Source organism: Agromyces hippuratus (genome assembly GCF_013410355.1).
In the GTDB taxonomy this organism is placed as follows: domain Bacteria; phylum Actinomycetota; class Actinomycetes; order Actinomycetales; family Microbacteriaceae; genus Agromyces; species Agromyces hippuratus.
In genome coordinates this window covers 845,859-864,963 of record NZ_JACCFI010000001.1, presented here as the reverse complement: position 1 = coordinate 864,963, position 19,105 = coordinate 845,859, and the positions used below count along the sequence as shown (strand labels likewise).

The following is a 19,105-nucleotide window of genomic DNA, read 5'->3' as shown; positions in this document are numbered from 1 at the left end:
TCCGGCCGCGCGCGTGCGCTGAGCGGGTGGCCGCTACCAGTCCTCGTCGGCGTCGTGCGCGTCGACGATCGTGTCGCGCACGACCGTGCCGTCGTCGAGTTCGGCGATCGGCCGGCCCTCGAGCCAGGTGAGCGTCCAGTGACGGTTCGCACCGTCGCCGGTGAACGCCGTCTCTGCGGCTGCGATGCGTTCGCGCAGCTCGGCCGGCACGCTGACCGGCGGCTGGGAGCCGAACGCCCATCGCGTGCCGAGCCGCATCAGGCGTCCATCTCGTAGGTGACCCAGCTGGTGCGTTTGGCGAGCTGGTCGTAGACCTGCTGCGCCGGCGCATTGTCGGCTGCGGTGATCCAGCTGACCCCGCCCTGGCCGATCTCGGCGGCGCGGGCGTGCACGTACTCGATGAGCGCCCGCCCGATGCCCGATCCCCGAGCACTCTCGTCGACGTAGAGGTCGTCGAGGTACATGCCCCGCGTCGCGGTCAGCGAGTTCGGCACCGCCCGGTAGTGGGCGAGCCCGACGGGCCTGCCCTCGTCGTCGACGGCGAGCGCGGCCTGCAGCGGCTCGGACTCGTCGCGGATCCAGTTCCAGACGATCAGCGCCTTGGCGTCGTCGAGTTCGGTCTCGTAGAAGCGGCAGTACGCCTCGAACAGCGGCAGCCATCCGAAGAAGTCGTCGTCACCGGCCGATCGGATCTCGTAGTTCATGGTTCCCCCTATTCCGACGGCGCCTCGAAGACGACGTCGCGGACTTCGAACGACTCGGCTTCGACGAAACCGAGCTCGGCGATGCGCCCCACCGCACGCAGATCTGATACGACCGACTCCAGCAGCGCGATCGTTGCGGCGGGTGCTGCGATCACGGCACTCGCGACGGGCGTCTTCTGTGACGCCTTCGCGTCGGTCTTGGCACGCCGGATGCCGGTCAGCGCGAGGCCTGCGATCTCGAGCAGCTCGACGCCGGCTTCGCCACGGGCGGCCAGGTCGTCGACGCTCGGCCACGATGCGACGTGCACCGAGCCCTCGTGCGACCAGCGCCACGCCTCTTCGGTCGCGAACGGGATGACGGGCGCGAAGAGACGGAGCAGCACGTCGAGCGCGGTCTTCAGCGCCGCGACCGCCGAGGCCTGCTCGGGGCTCGGCTCGCCGTAGGCGCGCTCCTTCACGAGCTCGAGGTAGTCGTCGCAGAACGTCCAGAAGAACGTCTCCGCGAGCTCGAGCGCGCGTGCGTGGTCGTAGGCCTCGAGTGAACGGGTGGCGCGCTCGACGACGCCCGCGAGTTCGGCGAGCATGCTGCGGTCGACGGGCACGGTCACCGGGGCATCCGCTCGGCCGTCGAAGCCGAGGATGAACTTCGCCGCGTTCAGCACCTTGATGGCGAGGCGGCGGCCGATCTTGACCTGCGTCGGATTCTGCGGGTCGAACGCCGCGTCGGTGCCGAGGCGCGACGATGCCGCCCAGTAGCGCACCGCGTCGGAGCCGTGCTGGTCGAGGAGCCCTGCGGGGGTGACCACGTTGCCCTTCGACTTCGACATCTTCTTGCGATCGGGGTCGACGATGAAGCCCGAGATCGAGGCGTTCGCCCACGGAGCAACTCCGTGTTCGAGCTCGGCGCGGAGCGTGGTGGAGAAGAGCCAGGTCCGGATGATGTCCTGACCCTGAGGCCGCAGCGAGTAGGGGAAGACCAGGTCGAAGAGCTCGGGGTCGCGCTCCCAGCCGCCGGCGAGCTGCGGGGTCAGCGAGGACGTCGCCCAGGTGTCCATGACGTCGTGCTCGCCGATGAAACCGCCGGCCTCGCCACGCTGCGACTCGTCGAAGCCCGGTGCAGCGGCCGACGACGGGTCGACCGGAAGCATCTCGCGGGTCGCGACGATCGGCTCGTCGAACACCGCGTCGCCCGCGGCGTCGAGCGGGTACCAGACGGGGATCGGCACGCCGAAGAAGCGCTGGCGCGAGACGAGCCAGTCGCCAGAGAGCCCACCGACCCAGTTCTCGTAGCGCACGCGCATGAAGTCGGGGTGCCAGTCGATCTCGCGGCCGTGCGAGAGCAGGCGTTCGCGGAGGGCCTCGTCGCGGGCGCCGTTGCGGATGTACCACTGGCGCGTCGAGACGATCTCGAGCGGCTTGTCGCCCTTCTCGAAGAACTTGACCGGGTGGGTGATCGACTTCGGGTCGGCGAGGAGGTCGCCCGAGTCGCGAAGCTGCTGCACCACGGCCTGCTTGGCCGAGAAGGTGGTCTTGCCTACCAGCTCGGCGAACGCCGCCTTGCCCGCCTCGGAGGTGATGACGTCGGGGGCCTCGGCGATGACGCGGCCGTCGAAGCCGATGATCGCGCGGTTCGGCAGGTCGAGTTCGCGCCACCACACGACGTCGGTGATGTCGCCGAACGTGCAGATCATGGCGATGCCCGTGCCCTTGTCCTTCTGGGCGAGGTGGTGGGCGACGACGGGCACCTCGACGCCGAAGACGGGCGTCGTGACAGTCGTGCCGAAGAGCGGCTGGTAGCGCTCGTCGTCGGGGTGGGCCACGAGGGCCACGCACGCGGGGATGAGCTCGGGCCGGCTCGTCTCGATCTCGATGACACCGCCGTCGGGGCGGTGGAACGAGATGCGGTGGTAATGGCCCGGCTGCTCGCGGTCCTCGAGCTCCGCCTGGGCGACGGCGGTGCGGAAGGTGACGTCCCACAGGGTCGGGGCGAGCGCCTGGTACGCCTCGCCGCGCTCGACGTTGCGCACGAAGGCGAGCTGCGACGCGAAGAGCGATTCGTCGCCGATCGTGCGGTAGGTCTGGGTCCAGTCGACCGACAGGCCGAGCTGGCGCCAGAGCGCCTCGAACTGCTGCTCGTCTTCGACGGTCAGCCGCTCGCACAGCTCGATGAAGTTGCGGCGGCTGATCGGCACCTGGTCGGCGGCCTTCGTCGACTTGCCGTCGCCGCCCTCGAACGGCGGCGCGAAGCCCTCGATGTACGCCAGGGTGGGGTCGCAGCGCACGCCGTAGTAGTTCTGCACGCGGCGCTCGGTGGGCAGTCCGTTGTCGTCCCAGCCCATCGGGTAGAAGACGCTCTTGCCGCGCATGCGCTGGAAGCGCGCCACGACGTCGGTGTGCGTGTACGAGAAGACGTGGCCGATGTGGAGCGAACCCGAGGCGGTCGGCGGCGGGGTGTCGATCGAGTAGATGCACTCGCGCGTCGCCGTCGTGCGGTCGAACCGGTACGTGCCCTCGCGCTCCCACGCGCCGCCCCAAACCGATTCGAGGCCTTCGAGAGCGGGCTTGTCGGGAATGCGCGCGGTGTCGGTCATGATGCTCCGGTTCGATATCGGCGGCACCGTGTCGGTGGTGAGGTGCCTGAATGTGCGACGATCCAGCCTACCGGAGAGCGCGCCGAGAGCCGGCTGGACGCCGTCGGCGCGCCTCGCCCGCCCGGATCAGCGGGGGAGGCGGGGCGAATCGGCGACGAGTCGGGCGGTGTACGGATGCTCCGGGTGTGCGAACAGCGCGTCGGCGGCGCCGCTCTCGACGACCCGGCCGGCCTGCATGACCGCGACCCGGTCGGCCATGTGCTGCACGACGCCGAGATCGTGCGAGATGAACAGCAGGGCGAGGCCGCGCTGTCGCTGCAGGTCGTCGAGCAGGTCGAGGATCTGCGCCTGGATCGTCACGTCGAGCGCGGAGACGGGTTCGTCGCAGATCAGGAGCTCGGGCGACCCGGCAAGGGCTCGCGCGATCGCCACTCGTTGCCGCTGGCCACCGGACAGCGTCAGGGGCCGCCGGTCGGCGACGGATGCCGCGAGCCCGACCTGGTCGAGGAGTGCGGTGACGACGGGAGCGGTGGGTCCGGAGGACCTGTCGCTCGTGCCCGCCTCGCGGGCACCGCGCACCGCATCGGCGAGCAGGCGGCCGACGTTCCACCGCGGGTCGAAGGAGCCGAGCGGGTCCTGGTAGATCGCGCCGATCCGATGGCGCGCCGGGCGCCGGCGCCGCTCGGCCAGCTCCGACCACTCCTCGCCGTCGAAGCGCACCGTGCCGCGGTCGGGCGCCGTGAGGGCGAGGGCCAGTCGAGCCACCGTGGTCTTGCCCGAGCCGGATTCGCCGACGAGTCCGAGCGTCTCGCCGCGCCGGAGCGACAGGGACACGTCGTCGACGGCCGTGAAGCGGCCGCCGGGCACGGCGAACGTCTTGGTGAGGTGCGCCAGCTCGAGGAGCGGAGTCGCTTCGACGGTGGGAGCCGCGGCCGGCGGCGTCGGCGTTGCCCTCGTCGTGCGGATCGCCGGTTGCTTCGGCGTCATCGAGAGTCGCTCCCCGCGCGGCGTCTGCGCCGGCACCGCCGCGATCAGTGCTCTCGTATAGTCCTCCCGCGGCGACTCCAGCACGGCTCGGGTCGGGCCCTGCTCGATGATCCGTCCGTCGCGCATGACGAGGATGCGGTCGGCCATGCGCGACACGACGGCCAGGTCGTGGCTGATGAGCAGCATCCCCGTGCCGCGTTCGCGGATCTCGTCGAGCAGGGCGAGGATCCGCGCCTGCACGGTGACGTCGAGCGCAGTCGTCGGCTCGTCGGCGATGAGCAGGGGCGGATCGAGCGCGATCGCCGCGGCGATGAGCGCGCGCTGACGGAGTCCGCCCGACAGTTCGCCCGAACGGCGCCCGGCGGCGAACGCCGGTTCGGGCATGCCGACATCGGCGAGGAGCTCGAGCACTCGAGCCGACCGCTCGGCCGCCGACAGCCGCAGATGGATCCTGAGCGGGTCGTCGATCTCGCGGCCGACGGTTCTGAGCGGATCGAGGGAACCGAGCGCGTCCTGCAGGATGAGCCCCGCCCGACGCCCGCGCACGCCTCGCCACTCGCGTTCACTCGCCGCCCGCAGATCGAGGCCGTCGATGCGCAGCCGCTCGGCCGAGGCCTGTGAACCGGCGCCGGCCATGCCGAGCAGTGCCCGCGCCGTCACCGACTTGCCCGAACCGGACTCGCCGACGATGGCGACGCATTCGCCCCGGGAGATAGTGAGGTCGACGCCGTGCACGACCTCGACTCCTTCGAACGCGACACGCAGTCGCGACACGTCGAGCACCGGAGCGGGTTCCGAGTTCATCGCTCGCCCCGCCCGCGACGTGTGAGTGCGCGACCGAGCACGGTCGTCGCGATGGTCGTGCCGACGATCATGAGCCCGGGGAACACCGTCATCCACCATGCGGTCGCGAGGTACGTACGGCCGGCGGCGAGCATCGCACCCCACTCCGCGGCCGGGGGCTGGGCACCGAGTCCGAGATAGCTGAGGGCGGCGGCCCAGACGATCGCCTGGCCGATGCCGAGTGTCGCGAGCACGAAGATCGGGATGAGCGCGTTCGGCAGCACGTGCCGGGAGAGGATGCGGGCGGGGGAACGGCCGAGCACCCGCGCGGCTTCGACGTACTGCGACGAGCGGATCGCGACGAGCTGGCCACGGATGATCCGGGCGTAGCCCGGCGCCGTGGAGAGGCCGACCGCGACCGTGGCCGTGACGGGGCCGGGTCCGTACACGACGATGACGAGGAGTGCGAGGAGGAGCCCCGGGAAGGCGAAGAGCACCTCGACGAGGCGGTTGACGCCGTAGTCGACGACCCGGCCGCCGAAGCTCGCCAGCACGCCGAGCACGAGTCCGAGCGCGAGGCCGATCGCGGTCGCCGCGACCCCGATGAGGAGCGACGTGGCGGTGCCGGCGACGACGCGGCTGTAGATGTCGCGGCCCGACTCGTCGGTGCCGAACCAGTGCGCGGGCGACGGGGACTGGAACGCGTCGGCGGGGGCGATCTCGTTGGGATCCTGCGTCGCGACGAGTTCCGGCGCGAGTGTCGCTGCGAGGAGGAAGAGCACGAACGCTCCCGCGACGAGGGTGCCGACCCGCGGCATCCGACCTCTACGACGTGCGGGCGCGTGCGCGGCTGCCGAGACCGCGGTGGCCTGCTGGAGTTCGAGATCGCTCATCGGCTGGACTCCTGACGCAATCGAGGGTCGGCGATGCGAGCCGCGAGATCGGTCAGCACGGTCATCAGCACGTACACGAGCGCGACGAGCAGCACCACGCCGGTGACGACCGGGATGTCTCGGAGCGTCACCGCCTGCAGCAGGGTGCGACCGAGCCCGGGCATCGCGAAGATCGTCTCGACGACGACCGCCCCCGAGAGCAGCCAGCCGAGCGCCCAGCCCGACAGGCTGATGGCCGGGAGTGCGGCGTGCCGGATCGTGTGGCGCACACGGAGGCCCAGAGCGCTCTCGCCGCGGGCGCGGGCGGAGACGACGAAGGGCTGCTGCATCGCGTCGAGGAGGCTGTCTCGCATGACCTGGGCCAGGAAGCCCGCGAGCGGGATCGCGAGGGTCACGACGGGCAGCACGAACCCGACGGGAGTGCCGGTGGCGACGGGCGGCAGCCAGTCCAGCGCCACGCTGAAGACCGCGATGAGCACGGCGGCGAGCCAGAAGTGCGGCAGGGCAGCGGTCGTGATCTCGATGCCCTCGCCGACGGCGCTCGCGATCCTGCCGCGCCCGGTCGACCAGATCGCGAGACCGAGCGCCAGGACCCATGCGAGCACCAGGGAGAGCGCGGCGAGCAGCAGCGTGCCGCCGAGCTGGGCCGCGAGCAGGTCGGCGACGGGGAGCTTGAGGGCGTACGACGTTCCGAGGTCGCCCGTGAGCAGGCGACCGAGCATCGCGAAGTACTGCACGATGAGCGGCTGGTCGAGCCCGTAGTCGCGACGCACCTGGTCGAGCGCCTCCTGGGACGCCTGCGAGCCCGGGCCGCCGAGGATCGCCTGCGCCGGATCGCCGGGGATCAGTCGGATCGCGAAGAAGGTCAGCGTGGCCACCGCCCACAGCACGAACACCGCGCCGGCCACGAGCAGGCCGGCGCGGCGAACGGTGGCGCCGCGGGGGGAGCGGCGCTGCTCAGCCGGCGAGCCAGGCGTCATAGAACGTCGGCGTCGAGACGGTCGGCATCGCGCGGGCCCCCTGTACGGACGTGCTGAGCAGGAAGCTGTTCTGCTGGTCGTACAGCGGCAGCAGGTAGTAACCGCCGAGGATCAGCTGCTGCGCCTGCTCGTAGAGCCCGGCGCGGGCTTCGGCGTCGCTCGTCGTCGCAGCATCGGCGAGGAGCGAGTCGACCTCTGGGTCGTCGAGCTGTGCGAGGTTCGCGAAGTACCCGCTCGGCGCCGGCGTGATGCTGTCGGAGTGATACAGGATGCGCAGGACGTCGGGGCCGACCTTGGTGTACGGAGCGCTCACGATCTCGTACTCGTGCGCCGCGAGCGCGCCGTACCAGCTCGAGAGGTCGAGGAGCTCGATCACGACGTCGAAGCCCGCTGCCCCGGCCGTCGCCTGGACCTGCTCGAAGAGCGACTGCTCGGCGGGGATCGACTGGTTCGTGCTCACCGGGAAGCGCAGGGTCAGCCGCGCACCGTCCTTCACGCGATAGCCGTCGGCGTCGCGCTCCGTCCACCCAGCCTCGTCGAGGAGGGCATTCGCCCGCTCGAGGTCGGGCTGGAAGAGCGAGTCGTCGGCGTACGCGACCGCCTCGACCGAGGAGAGCGGCGAGTACGACCGCTCCGCCGTGCCGAAGAAGAGCGCGTCGATGCCCTCGTCGACCTCGACCGCGCGGATGAACGCCTCGCGCACGCGCTCGTCGTCGAACGGGGCCTGACCCGAGTTGAGCTCGATGCGGTTCGCAGCGCCGGGGCGCGGCGCGTCGAGCCAGGTGAGCGAGTCGTTCGACTTCGCAGCCGCGATGGTGTCGGGCTGGGGGTTGTCGATGACGTCGACCTGGCCGCCCTGCAGTGCCGCATACCGTGAAGCGGAGTCGGGAACGAAGCGCCAGTCGATCGCGTCGAGGTACGCGGGCCCCTCGTGCGCCGCATCGGCGGGCGGGGAGGTGTAGTCGTCGTTGCGCACGAGCGACACGCGATCCTGCTTGACCCACTCGTCGACGACGAAGGGGCCGGTGCCGATCGGCGCCTGGCAGTTCTCGTCCATGCCGCGGGCGAGGCCGGCGGGTGATTCGATGGCGACCCACGGCTGGCTGAGAGACTCGAGCAGGGCGCTGTCGGGCGCATTCATCACGAAGCGGGCAACCTGGTCGCCCACGACCTCGACGGCCTCGACCTTGCCGAGAGCGAGGTAGCCCGTCGACGACTGGGTCGCCGGGTCCTTCACGTGCTCGACGTTGGCCTTGACGGCGGCGGCGTCGAACGGCGTCCCGTCGGTGAAGGCGACGTCGTCGCGAAGGGTGAACTCCCACGTGAGGCCGTCGTCGGCGACCGTCCACGATTCCGCGAGCCAGGGGATGATCTCGCCCGATGCGTCGCGCGAAACGAGCGATTCGAGGAACTGGCCGGCGAGCAGCGCCTGCGGGTAGTTGCCGCCGACGTGCGGGTCGAGGCAGGTCGGTTCGGCGTCGCCGCTCGCGTAGCTGAGCGTGCCGCCCGACACCGGCTCGCCGGATGCTACGGGCGCCGGCGCCTGGCAGGCGGCGAGTGCGATCGTCGAGACGAGGGCGACGCCGGCGGCGGCGAGCCTGCGCACGTTCGAGGAGGTGGTCACGGGTGCAGCACGCATCGAGGTCCTTGCGGTGGGGAGCTGGGGCGGGCTCGCGTCGGCGTGGCCCGAACACATCCTGACATCGGCGTGCAGCCGCGACAAGCAGGTTGTTCGACTATCACTAGAACAATAAACTTTGAACATGCTGATCCGCCTCGACCCCACCCTCGACGCACCGCTCTTCGAGCAGCTCGCCTCGGGCCTGCGCGCGTCCATCATCGACGGTCGGCTCTCGGGCGGCGAGCGCCTGCCCGCAGCTCGCGAACTCGCCGACTCGCTCGGCGTCAACGTGCACACGGTGCTCCGCGCATATCACCGGCTGCGCGACGAGCGCCTCATCGAGCTCCATCGCGGCCGGGGTGCCGTCGTCGCCGTGCGCATCGGCGGGCATGCCGCGCTCGCGGGCGCCGTGTACGACCTCGTCGACGAGGCGAAGAACCACGAACTGCCCGAGGCCGCCCTGTTGGCGCTCGTCAGCGAGGCGTACCGCTCGGCGCCCCGTGCCTCTGGCGTGCTGCGTCCCATGCCGACGCGGTAGTCTTGACGGCAACGATGTTGATCCGGCTATCACCGGGGAGTCTTCGGAAGAACCCAGGCGGGCGCCACGCGGCATCCGCTCGGCAGTAGAACCGAACGGTTCGGCCCGTCACCGCCGGCAATGAGGGGCGAGTCGGTCGCAAGACGCGATTCGCAAGCGAGGTGGTACCGCGGCGGCGCTCGATCGAGCACCGGCGTCCTCGTGAGAGCATCCGTCCCCGCAAGGAGCGAGCGTGTACCCCCGTACCTCAGACGACCACGGTGTCGCCCCCTCACCCGAGTTCCCCGCCGTCGAGCGCGACGTGCTGGCCTTCTGGAAGGCCGACGGCACGTTCCAGGCCTCGATCGACCAGCGCGAGGGCGCTCCCGAGTGGGTCTTCTACGACGGCCCACCGTTCGCCAACGGCCTGCCCCACTACGGGCACCTGCTGACCGGCTACGCGAAGGACCTCTTCCCGCGCTTCCAGACCATGCGCGGCAAGCAGGTGCATCGCCGCTTCGGCTGGGACACCCACGGCCTGCCCGCCGAGCTCGAGGCCGAGCGCCAGCTCGGCATCACCGACAAGAGCGAGATCGAGGAGATGGGCATCGCGGCCTTCAACCAGGCCGCTCGCGACGCCGTGCTCCGCTACACCAAGGAGTGGCAGGAGTACGTCACCCGCCAGGCGCGCTGGGTCGACTTCGAGCACGACTACAAGACGCTCGACGTGACCTTCATGGAGAGCGTCATCTGGGCGTTCAAGACGCTGCACGAGAAGGGCCTCGCCTACGAGGGGTACCGCGTGCTGCCGTACTGCTGGCGCGACCAGACGCCGCTCTCGAACCACGAGCTGCGCATGGACGACGACGTCTACAAGATGCGTCAGGACCAGACGGTCACGGTCACCTTCCCCCTCGTCGGCGCGAAGGCCGAGTCGCTCGGGCTCACGGCCGTGCGCGCCCTCGCCTGGACGACCACGCCGTGGACTCTGCCGACGAACTTCGCCCTCGCGGTCGGTCCCGACATCGAGTACGCGGTCGTGCCCGCAGGTCCGAACGGCACGCCCGATGCGACCGTGCTGCGCGAAGAGGTCGGCACCGCCGTCTCGGGCGCCGTGGCATCCGACACCGAGGTGCTCGGCGGCGAGTACCTGCTCGCGATCGACCTCGTCGGCAACTACGCCAAGGAGCTCGGCTACGAGTCGGCCGACGACGCGCGCGCCGCGGTCTCGCGCACGGTGCGCGGCAGCGAGCTCGAGGGCGTGGCCTACGACCGGCTCTTCGACTACTACGCCGACGTCGAGGAGTACGGCCTGCAGAACGCCTGGCGCATCCTCGTCGCCGACTACGTCACGACCGAAGACGGCACCGGCATCGTGCACCAGGCGCCCGCCTACGGTGAAGAGGACCAGAAGATCTCCGAGGCCGCGGGCATCCCGGTGATCATCTCCCTCGACGAGGGCGGCCGCTTCCTGCCGGCGGTGACGGATGTCGCGGGGCTCCTGTGGAGCGACGCGAACAAGCCGCTCACCCAACTGCTGAAGGCCGAGGGGCGCCTGCTCCGCCAGGCGAGCTACGAGCACTCGTACCCGCATTGCTGGCGCTGCCGGAACCCCCTCATCTACAAGGCCGTCTCGAGCTGGTTCATCCGCGTGCCGGAGTTCCGCGACCGAATGGGCGACCTCAACCAAGACATCAACTGGGTGCCCGACAACGTCAAGGACGGCCAGTTCGGCAAGTGGGTCGCGGGTGCCCGCGACTGGTCGATCAGCCGCAACCGCTACTGGGGCTCGCCGATCCCGGTGTGGAAGAGCGACGACCCCGAGTATCCCCGCGTCGACGTCTACGGCTCGCTCGAGGAGCTGCAGCGCGACTTCGGCCGCCTTCCGGTGAACCCCGACGGCGAGCCCGACCTGCACCGCCCCTACATCGACGACCTCGTGCGACCGAACCCCGACGACCCCACCGGCCGTTCGATGATGCGCCGCATCCCCGACATCTTCGACGTGTGGTTCGACTCGGGCTCGATGCCGTTCGCGCAGGTGCACTACCCGTTCGAGAACCAGGAGTGGTTCGACAGCCACAACCCCGCCGACTTCATCGTCGAGTACATCGGCCAGACGCGCGGCTGGTTCTACGTCATGCACGTGCTCTCGACGGCGCTGTTCGACCGGCGCGCCTTCTCGAACGTCGTGAGCCACGGCATCGTGCTGGGCAGCGACGGCCAGAAGATGTCGAAGTCGCTGCGCAACTACCCCGACGTCTCCGAGGTCTTCGAGCGCGACGGCTCCGACGCGATGCGCTGGTTCCTGATGTCGAGCTCGGTGCTGCGCGGCGGCAACCTCGTCGTCACCGAAGAGGGCATCCGCGAGGGCGTGCGGCAGTTCATGCTGCCGCTCTGGAGCACGTGGTACTTCTTCTCGCTCTACGCCAACTCGGCGCGCGAGGGCGGCTACGAGGCATCCGCTCGCACGGATTCGACCGACGTGCTCGACCGTTACCTGCTCGCGAAGCTCGGGGAGCTCGTCACCGACGTCACCGCCGACTTCGAGGCCTTCGACTCGCCGCTCGCCGCGGCGAAGCTGCGCGACTTCGGCGACGTGCTGACGAACTGGTACGTGCGCCGTTCGCGCGACCGGTTCTGGGCGGGCGTCGGTGAAGACGGCTCGGGCAGCGACGCGTTCGACACGCTCTCCACGGTGCTCGAGACGCTCACGCGCCTCTCGGCTCCGCTGCTGCCGCTCGTGTCCGAGCAGATCTGGCGCGGCCTCACCGGCGGGCGCAGCGTGCACCTGGCCGACTGGCCCGACGCCGCGGCCTTCCCGGTCGACCACGACCTCGTCGCCGCGATGGACTCGGTGCGCGAGATCAGCTCTGCGGCGCTCTCGCTGCGCAAGCAGTCGGGTCGCCGGGTCCGGCTCCCGCTCGCCCGCCTCACGGTCGTCGCGACGGATGCCGCGGCGCTCGCGCCGTTCGAGGCGATCCTGCGCGACGAGCTCAACGTCAAGGCCGTCGACCTCGTGACGCTCGACGCCTCGAGCGCCGAGCGCTTCGGGGTCACGAAGCGGCTCACCGTCAATGCGCGCGCCGCCGGGCCACGGCTCGGCAAGACCGTGCAGCAGGCGATCCAGGCCGCCCGCTCGGGCGACTGGAGCGTCGAGGGCGACACCGTCGTCGCGGGCGGCATCGCGCTCGAGGCGGGGGAGTACGACCTCGTGCTCGAAGCGGGCGGCTCGGGCGACGGATCGAGCGCGCTCGCGCTGCTCGCCGACGGCGGTTTCGTCATCCTCGACACGGCGACGACCCCCGAGCTCGAGGCCGAGGGTCTTGCGCGCGATGTCGTTCGCGCCGTGCAGGAGTCGCGCAAGGCAGCCGGCCTCGAGGTCGGCGACCGCATCCGCCTGACGCTGACGCTCGATGAGACCGGGGCGGCGGCGGCCGAGCGGCACCGCGAGCTCATCGCGGGCGAGACGCTCGCGACCGAACTGACCGTGATCGCCGGAGACCCCGACGACGAGGCGAAGACGGTCGGCGAGTCCTCGCGACTGGCCGTGGAGGTGGCGAAGGCATGACCGACGAACTCGACTACGTCGACGCGGCGGACGCCGTGTACCGGAGCCTGCTCGAACGGGTCGGCGAAGCCGCCCCCGAGCGACGGCTCGACGCGACGCGACGCGCCGTGGAGATCCTCGGCGACCCGCATCGCGCCGCGCCCGTGATCCACATCTCCGGCACGAACGGCAAGACCTCGACGAGCCGCATGATCGAGTCGATCCTGCGCGCTGGGGGCCTTCGTACCGGCCTCATGACGAGCCCGCACCTCGAGCGGTTCACCGAGCGCATCCTCATCGACGGCGAGCCGGTCTCCGACGAGGCCGTCGCCCGCAACTGGGAGGAGATCGAGCCGTTCATCGCCATCGTCGACGCCGAGCTCGAAGCGGCCGGCAAGCCCCGGCTGACCTTCTTCGAGACGCTCACGGCGCTCGCGTTCGCGTGCTTCGCCGACGCCCCGGTCGACGTCGTCGTGCTCGAGGTCGGCATGGGCGGCGAGTGGGACTCGACGAACGTGGCCGACGGTCAGGTCGCCGTGTTCACGCCGATCGACCTCGACCACGAGTCGGCGCTCGGCACCACGATCGAGCAGATCGCGCGCACGAAGGCCGGCATCATCAAGTCCGAGGCGGCCGTCGTCACGGCGTTCCAGTCGCCCGAGGCGCTGACGGTGCTGCGCGACGTCACGGCCGAGCGGGGCGGAACCTTCGCCGTCGAGGGCGGCGCATTCGCGGTGCTCGACTCCCGCGTCGCCGTCGGCGGCCAGCTCATCTCGGTGAAGGGCCTCGCGGGGGAGTACCGCGATCTCGCGCTGCCGCTCTTCGGACGCCATCAGGCCGAGAACGCCGCCGTGGCCATCGCCGCGGTCGAGTCGTTCCTCGGCGCCGGCACGATGCGCATGGCCGACGAGGTGCTGCAGCAGGGCCTCGGCGCGGTGACCTCGCCCGGGCGCCTGCAGATGGTCGGCACCGAGCCGCCCGTGCTCGTCGACGCCGCGCACAACCCGCACGGAGCGCGCGCGCTCGTCGCGGCCCTCGACGAGTACTTCGACTTCGACGAGGTCGTCGCAGTGGTCGGCGTGCTGCGCGACAAGGACGCGGAGGGCATCGTCACGGCGCTCGACGGTGCCGTCGAGCGGTTCAACATCACCACCTCGTCGTCGGAGCGCTCGATCCCCGTCGACGAGCTCGCCCTCGCCGCCGTCGGCTGGAGCAACGAGGACAAGGTGTACCAGTACGACGACCTGCTCGACGCGCTCGACGACGCACGGAAGTGGGCGGCTGAAGCACCGAAGCGCGCTGTCGTGGTCACCGGCTCGATCGTGCTCGTGGGCGAGGCCATCGCCATCGCCGCAGACCGTGAATGGGGGCGCTCGTGAGCGACTCGACGTCCATGCCCGAACCCGACGACACCGCGGCCGCGGCGTCCGGTGAGGCCGCGGCGTCCGGCGACCTGGCCGCTGACGCGCCCGTCGCGCCGCTGCGTTCGATCCGCCAGAGCCTCGCCGCCATCGTGCTCGGCTTCGAGGTCATCGTGGTGTTCCTCGCGGCACTCGTCATCTGGGGGCTCGCCCAGGGCGGCGTCGAGGGCTCCCTGCCGTCATGGGTCGCCCTCGCGGCCGGCGGCGTCATCATCCTCGCCCTGATCGCGACGATCGGGCTCCTGCGGTTCAACTGGGCGTACACGCTCGGCTGGGTGATCCAGGCGCTCATCCTCGCATCGGGCTTCCTCAACCCCGCGATGTTCGTCGTGGGCGCGCTCTTCGGCGGCATGTGGTGGTACTGCATGGTGACCGGCGCACGTATCGATCGAGAACGAGCGGCAGCGGCCGCGCAATGGAAGGAACAGCAATGACCAGCCCCATCGAAGAGACCCTCGTGCTCGTCAAGCCCGACGGCGTCGCACGCAACCTCACCGGCGAGATCCTCCGCCGCATCGAGGCGAAGGGGTACTCCCTCGTCGACATCCGCTTCGTGCAGCCCGACCGCGAGCTGCTCGCCCGCCACTACGCCGAGCACGAGGGCAAGCCCTTCTACGAGCCGCTCATCGAGTTCATGGAGTCCGGTGCCATCGTGGCCATGCGCGTCGCCGGCAACCGCGTCATCGAGGGCTTCCGCGTGCTCGCCGGCACGACCGACCCGACGACGGCGGCTCCCGGCACGATCCGCGGCGACTTCGGCCGCGACTGGGGCCTGAAGGTGCAGCAGAACCTCGTGCACGGCTCGGACTCGGTCGAGTCGGCCGAGCGCGAGCTCGCCCTCTGGTTCTGAGGCGTCGCGCTTCGAACCGCTGAACGGATGTCGCGGCGCCCGGGTCACCCGGGCGCCGCGACATCCGTGTCTCAGCTGAAGGCGTTCTTCAGGTCGAGGATGACGCGCGGGATCGCGTCCATCTGCGCCTGTGCGAGGAGCACGACCACGGCGTAGCAGACGACCGTGATGAGCGGCACCCACCCGAACCAGACGCCCGCGATGCGGCGCACGCGTGCCGATGCGGGAATATGCCCCTCGCGGAGGTTGTAGAGCGTGAGCGCCCAGAACGTCGGGATCGTGACCGCCCACGTGAGCATGCACCAGGGGCACAGCACGTCGAGCACGTAGATGCTCTGGTAGATGAGCCAGCCGACGAACACGAGCGCGCCGGCGACGCCGACGTTGAACGCCGCCCAGAACCAGCGTGCGAACGTCGCGCCGGCGAGGATGGCCACGGCGATGGTGATGACCACGGGCCAGGCCATCAGTCCGATGAACGGATTCGGGAACCCGAAGACCCCGCCCTGCCACGAGGCGAGGTTGGTGCTGCACCCGACGAGCACGCCGACATTGCATCCGGGAATGTGCGACGGGTCACTGAGCGAGAGCACCTTCTCGATCGACAGCTCGAACGCTGCGAGGAGGCCGAGACCTCCGGCGATCAGCAGGAATACGGCGAGGCCGACGGGTCGGGAACGGGTGGGCGAGTCCGGCATGCTCGGATTATGGCATGCCGATTCCGCTCCCAGCTGCGAGAGCATGCGATAATCGAAGGAGTCGTCCGGGCCGCGCCCGGCGCGACGCCAATGAGGGCTTTGAGGATGCAGCGCATCCGAGTGGGCGGTGAACGCACCGCAAGACGTGGCGACACAGGCAACCTGCCGGTCGCAGTAATGAAGGATTCGGCGGCTCGGCGCAAGCGCGGAGCCGCTCCAGACGAGTACGGGACGACGGCGCGGCTGTCGGAACCGGCGTAGGAGTGCACCAGAGATGGTGGAAGGCAACGAGAAGAACACGAACGAACCCGAGGCCGGCAACGGCCCGACCCGACGTCGCGGCGGCCTCTTCGGCGCTCGACGCGCGAGCCGCGCGAAGGCGGTCGACACGCAGGTGACGCCCGCGGTCGAGACTCCGGTCGCGCCGGCGGTCGAGAGTGCAGCGACGGATGCCGCGGCGCCGGTCGCTCCCGCGAAGGCCGACGCTCCGCGCGTCGACGCTGCCGCAGCGACCACGCCCGCGACCTCCGACGTCGACCCGGTCGCGGCGACGGGTGCCGAGGCATCCGCTGCGACCGTCGAGGTCGTCGCCGAACCGGCGGTCGAGGCCGTCGAGGTCTCGCCGATCCCCGCGACCCTCACGACCACGTCGCTGATCTTCCACGCGCCGCCCGTGCTCGTGGGCTTCGACCGGCCCGAGCGCGACGAACGCGGCGGCCGTGACGAACGCGGCGACCGCGGTGGCCGCGAGCAGGCACGTGACGACCGCGCCGCTCGCGACCGCGACGACGACGAGTCGTCGACCGTACGCCGGCGCACGCGCCGTCGCAGCGGCGAAGAGGGGCGTGCCAACACCGACGAGCCCGCCAACACGGTCGTCAAGGTGCGCAAGCCCCGCGAGGTCGAGCTCATCACCGAGCCGCAGAAGGTCAAGGGCTCGACCCGGCTCGAGGCGAAGAAGCAGCGCCGCCGCGACGGGCGCGACGCCGGCCGTCGCCGCGCGGTGATCACCGAGGCCGAGTTCCTCGCCCGCCGCGAGTCGGTCGACCGTTCGATGGTCGTGCGCGAGAAGGGCGGCCGCATCCAGATCGGCGTGCTCGAAGACGGCGTGCTCGTCGAGCACTACGTCGCGCGCAATCAGGACGCATCGCTCATCGGCAACGTCTACCTCGGGCGCGTGCAGAACGTGCTGCCGAGCATGGAGGCCGCGTTCGTCGACATCGGCCGCGGTCGCAACGCCGTGCTGTACTCGGGCGAGGTCGACTGGGAGGCCGCCGCCGAGAACGGCGAGAAGAACCAGCCCCGCCGCATCGAACTCGCACTGAAGCCGGGCGACCGGGTGCTCGTGCAGGTCACGAAGGACCCGGTGGGCCACAAGGGCGCCCGCCTCACGAGCCAGGTCTCGCTGCCCGGCCGCTACCTCGTGTACGTGCCCAACGGCTCGATGAACGGCATCAGCCGCAAGCTCCCCGACACCGAGCGTGCGCGCCTGAAGAAGATCCTCAAAGAGGTGCTGCCCGACAACCAGGGCGTCATCGTGCGCACCGCGGCCGAAGGCGCCACCGAAGAGCAGCTCACGCTCGACGTGAACCGCCTCATCGCGCAGTGGGCCGACATCTCGACCCAGCTCGAGAAGGTGCAGGCGCCCGCGCTGCTGCACTCCGAGCCCGACCTGCTCATCAAGATCGTGCGCGACGTCTTCAACGAGGACTTCCAGAAGATGGTCATCGAGGGCGACGAAGCGCGCCAGACCATCGAGCGGTACCTCCGCGCGGTCGCACCCGACCTGCTCGAGCGCGTCGAGGCGTACGCCGGTGAGCGCGACTCCTTCGACGAGTTCCGCATCAGCGAGCAGATCGAGAAGGCGCTCGACCGCAAGGTCTGGCTGCCCTCGGGCGGCTCGCTCGTCATCGACCGCACCGAGGCGATGACCGTCGTCGACGTCAACACGGGCAAGTTCGTCGGCTCCGGCGGCAACCTCGAAGAGACCGTCACGAAGAACAACCTCGAAGCGGCCGAAGAGATCGTGCGCCAGCTCCGCCTGCGCGACATCGGCGGCATCATCGTCGTCGACTTCATCGACATGGTGCTCGAGTCCAACCGCGACCTCGTGCTGCGTCGTCTCGTCGAGTGCCTCTCGCGCGACCGCACCAAGCACCAGGTCGCCGAGGTCACCTCGCTCGGCCTCGTGCAGATGACGCGCAAGAAGCTCGGCCTCGGCCTGCTCGAGTCGTTCAGCGAGCCCTGCGAGATCTGCGCCGGTCGCGGCATCATCGTGCACCACGAGCCCGTCGTGAAGCACCGCAGCGCCCAGCAGTCGCAGCCCGAGCGTCGCGGTCGCGGTCGCGGCGGCAACCAGCAGCAGCCCGCGCAGGCGCCCGCCGAGCCCAAGACGCACACCGGTACCCACGCGATCACCGACGACGTGAAGAACGCGCTCGCGCAGATCGCGGCGTCGACGATTCCGCACACCGAGCACAAGGCCGACGAGCCGGCAGCGGATGTCGCGGGGGAGCAGCCCGCTGCCTCGAACGCCGACGCCGACCGCGCTCCGAAGGCCGACGCCGATGAGAAGCCGGCCGAGACCACGGGCGGCGGTCGTCGTCGCGGTCGTCACCGTCGGGTGTCGCAGGACCAGGGCGCCGCGCCGGTCGTCTCCGAGCCCGTCGCTGCACCGCCGGCTGCGGCCGCGCCGGTCGTCGAGGCGCCCACGGCGCCCGTGGTCCCCGAGGTCGCGCAGATCCTCGACCTGCCCGTGCCCCCGGTGTCGCGCAGGCGCCCGGCTCGCGTCGCCGAGACCGAGGTGCTCCTCGACTCGGTGCTCGACGCGCTCCCTGCTCCGAAGAAGGCGGGCGAGGGGCGCACGCGCAGTCGTCGCGTCTCGACCGCCGCGCTCAGCACGACCGCCGGCGGCCAGCCCGTGATCACTCGGGCCGACGGCTCGGGCGACTCCGCGGCATCCGACTCAGTCGAGTGATGAGCGGGCTGCGCGTTCACGCCGTTCGCGCGGCGTGACGCGCAGTCCGCTCTGCCGGAGGCGCTCGACGAGCTCCCTCGGCGAGACCGGTACGGCGCCCGCGGCGACGAGGTCGTCGTAGCGCTCGACGGGCACGTCGTAGTGGTCGAGATCGAACGATCTCGGCGGCAGCCCGGTTCTCTCAGCGAACTCCCGGAGTTCGTCGATGGACTCATCGCTCACGAGGTGAGCCCAGACGGTGCCGTGCTTCGGCCAGAGCGGCGTGTCGATGAGCACGGTCATGGGCCGATCCTACGCGCCGAGCCTGCGACGCGCCGGTGCCAGTGGTTTGACCGGCCCCGCGACATCCGGTAAACTCGACCGTTGGTGCCGCCGCTTATCACGGTGTGCCCGTCCGCAGGTCTCCGATGTTCGGTTCTCCGAGCTCTGGAATCGCCTGCACAACAGTTTTCTGCCAGTCACCACCCTTCTTCCCGCTGGGGCGACCGCGCAGTGACACCCCATCAGACAGTCGGGGCCCTCGGGCTCCCCAG

15 protein-coding genes are annotated in these 19,105 nt (G+C 70.5%); 6 read left to right on the top strand and 9 right to left on the bottom strand.

Features of this window, described 5'->3' with window-relative positions; all coding sequences use genetic code 11:
• Positions 1-33: 33 nt before the first annotated feature.
• The 7 genes from BJY17_RS04205 to BJY17_RS04175 all read right to left on the bottom strand — a co-directional run bounded on the left by BJY17_RS04205 (position 34) and on the right by BJY17_RS04175 (position 8,577).
• Complete coding sequence (locus tag BJY17_RS04205; RefSeq protein WP_179550264.1) at positions 34-258, bottom strand: hypothetical protein; 225 nt, start codon at positions 256-258, stop codon at positions 34-36.
• On the bottom strand, positions 258-704 hold the full coding sequence (locus BJY17_RS04200; RefSeq protein ID WP_179550263.1) for a GNAT family N-acetyltransferase: 447 nt from the start codon (positions 702-704) through the stop codon (positions 258-260). The genes BJY17_RS04205 and BJY17_RS04200 overlap by 1 nt, the downstream gene beginning before the upstream one ends.
• A gap of 8 nt (positions 705-712) precedes the next feature.
• A complete protein-coding gene (valS, locus tag BJY17_RS04195) occupies positions 713-3,295 on the bottom strand; it encodes a valine--tRNA ligase (RefSeq protein ID WP_179550262.1) in 2,583 nt (860 codons plus the stop codon).
• 126 nt (positions 3,296-3,421) lie between these two features.
• The gene (locus BJY17_RS04190) at positions 3,422-5,086 is read right to left on the bottom strand and encodes a dipeptide ABC transporter ATP-binding protein (protein WP_179550261.1); all 1,665 of its coding nucleotides are present in this window, start codon (positions 5,084-5,086) and stop codon (positions 3,422-3,424) included.
• Positions 5,083-5,958, bottom strand: coding sequence for an ABC transporter permease (locus BJY17_RS04185; RefSeq protein ID WP_179550260.1), 876 nt, complete (start codon positions 5,956-5,958; stop codon positions 5,083-5,085). The genes BJY17_RS04190 and BJY17_RS04185 overlap by 4 nt, the downstream gene beginning before the upstream one ends.
• Positions 5,955-6,938 (bottom strand): ABC transporter permease, encoded by a 984-nt coding sequence (locus BJY17_RS04180; RefSeq protein ID WP_179550259.1) that lies wholly within the window; start codon positions 6,936-6,938, stop codon positions 5,955-5,957. Before BJY17_RS04180 ends, BJY17_RS04185 begins: the two co-directional genes overlap by 4 nt.
• Positions 6,916-8,577 carry an ABC transporter substrate-binding protein gene (locus BJY17_RS04175; RefSeq protein WP_179550258.1) on the bottom strand — a complete coding sequence of 554 codons (1,662 nt, stop codon included), beginning with the start codon at positions 8,575-8,577 and terminating at the stop codon, positions 6,916-6,918. The genes BJY17_RS04180 and BJY17_RS04175 overlap by 23 nt, the downstream gene beginning before the upstream one ends.
• Positions 8,578-8,701: 124 nt before the next feature.
• On the opposite strand from BJY17_RS04175, the gene BJY17_RS04170 reads away from it, so the two are divergent.
• The 5 genes from BJY17_RS04170 to ndk all read left to right on the top strand — a co-directional run bounded on the left by BJY17_RS04170 (position 8,702) and on the right by ndk (position 14,897).
• Entirely contained in the window at positions 8,702-9,097 is a 396-nt protein-coding gene (locus tag BJY17_RS04170) for a GntR family transcriptional regulator (protein WP_179550257.1), read from the top strand.
• 232 nt (positions 9,098-9,329) lie between these two features.
• Positions 9,330-12,647: an isoleucine--tRNA ligase gene (ileS, locus tag BJY17_RS04165; protein ID WP_179550256.1), complete on the top strand. Its 3,318-nt coding sequence runs from the start codon at positions 9,330-9,332 to the stop codon at positions 12,645-12,647.
• Positions 12,644-14,005 carry a bifunctional folylpolyglutamate synthase/dihydrofolate synthase gene (locus BJY17_RS04160; RefSeq protein WP_179550255.1) on the top strand — a complete coding sequence of 454 codons (1,362 nt, stop codon included), beginning with the start codon at positions 12,644-12,646 and terminating at the stop codon, positions 14,003-14,005. Before ileS ends, BJY17_RS04160 begins: the two co-directional genes overlap by 4 nt.
• Positions 14,002-14,481 (top strand): DUF4233 domain-containing protein, encoded by a 480-nt coding sequence (locus BJY17_RS04155; RefSeq protein WP_179550254.1) that lies wholly within the window; start codon positions 14,002-14,004, stop codon positions 14,479-14,481. Before BJY17_RS04160 ends, BJY17_RS04155 begins: the two co-directional genes overlap by 4 nt.
• On the top strand, positions 14,478-14,897 hold the full coding sequence (ndk, locus tag BJY17_RS04150; protein ID WP_179550253.1) for a nucleoside-diphosphate kinase: 420 nt from the start codon (positions 14,478-14,480) through the stop codon (positions 14,895-14,897). Before BJY17_RS04155 ends, ndk begins: the two co-directional genes overlap by 4 nt.
• A 71-nt stretch (positions 14,898-14,968) precedes the next feature.
• On the opposite strand, the gene BJY17_RS04145 is transcribed toward ndk, so the two are convergent.
• Positions 14,969-15,595 (bottom strand): vitamin K epoxide reductase family protein, encoded by a 627-nt coding sequence (locus BJY17_RS04145; protein ID WP_179550252.1) that lies wholly within the window; start codon positions 15,593-15,595, stop codon positions 14,969-14,971.
• A 274-nt stretch (positions 15,596-15,869) separates the two neighbouring features.
• On the opposite strand from BJY17_RS04145, the gene BJY17_RS04140 reads away from it, so the two are divergent.
• Complete coding sequence (locus tag BJY17_RS04140; RefSeq protein ID WP_179550251.1) at positions 15,870-18,572, top strand: Rne/Rng family ribonuclease; 2,703 nt, start codon at positions 15,870-15,872, stop codon at positions 18,570-18,572.
• On the opposite strand, the gene BJY17_RS04135 is transcribed toward BJY17_RS04140, so the two are convergent.
• Positions 18,561-18,854, bottom strand: coding sequence for a DUF4031 domain-containing protein (locus BJY17_RS04135; protein ID WP_179550250.1), 294 nt, complete (start codon positions 18,852-18,854; stop codon positions 18,561-18,563). The two genes, BJY17_RS04140 and BJY17_RS04135, sit on opposite strands and share 12 nt — an antisense overlap.
• Positions 18,855-19,105: the final 251 nt, after the last annotated feature.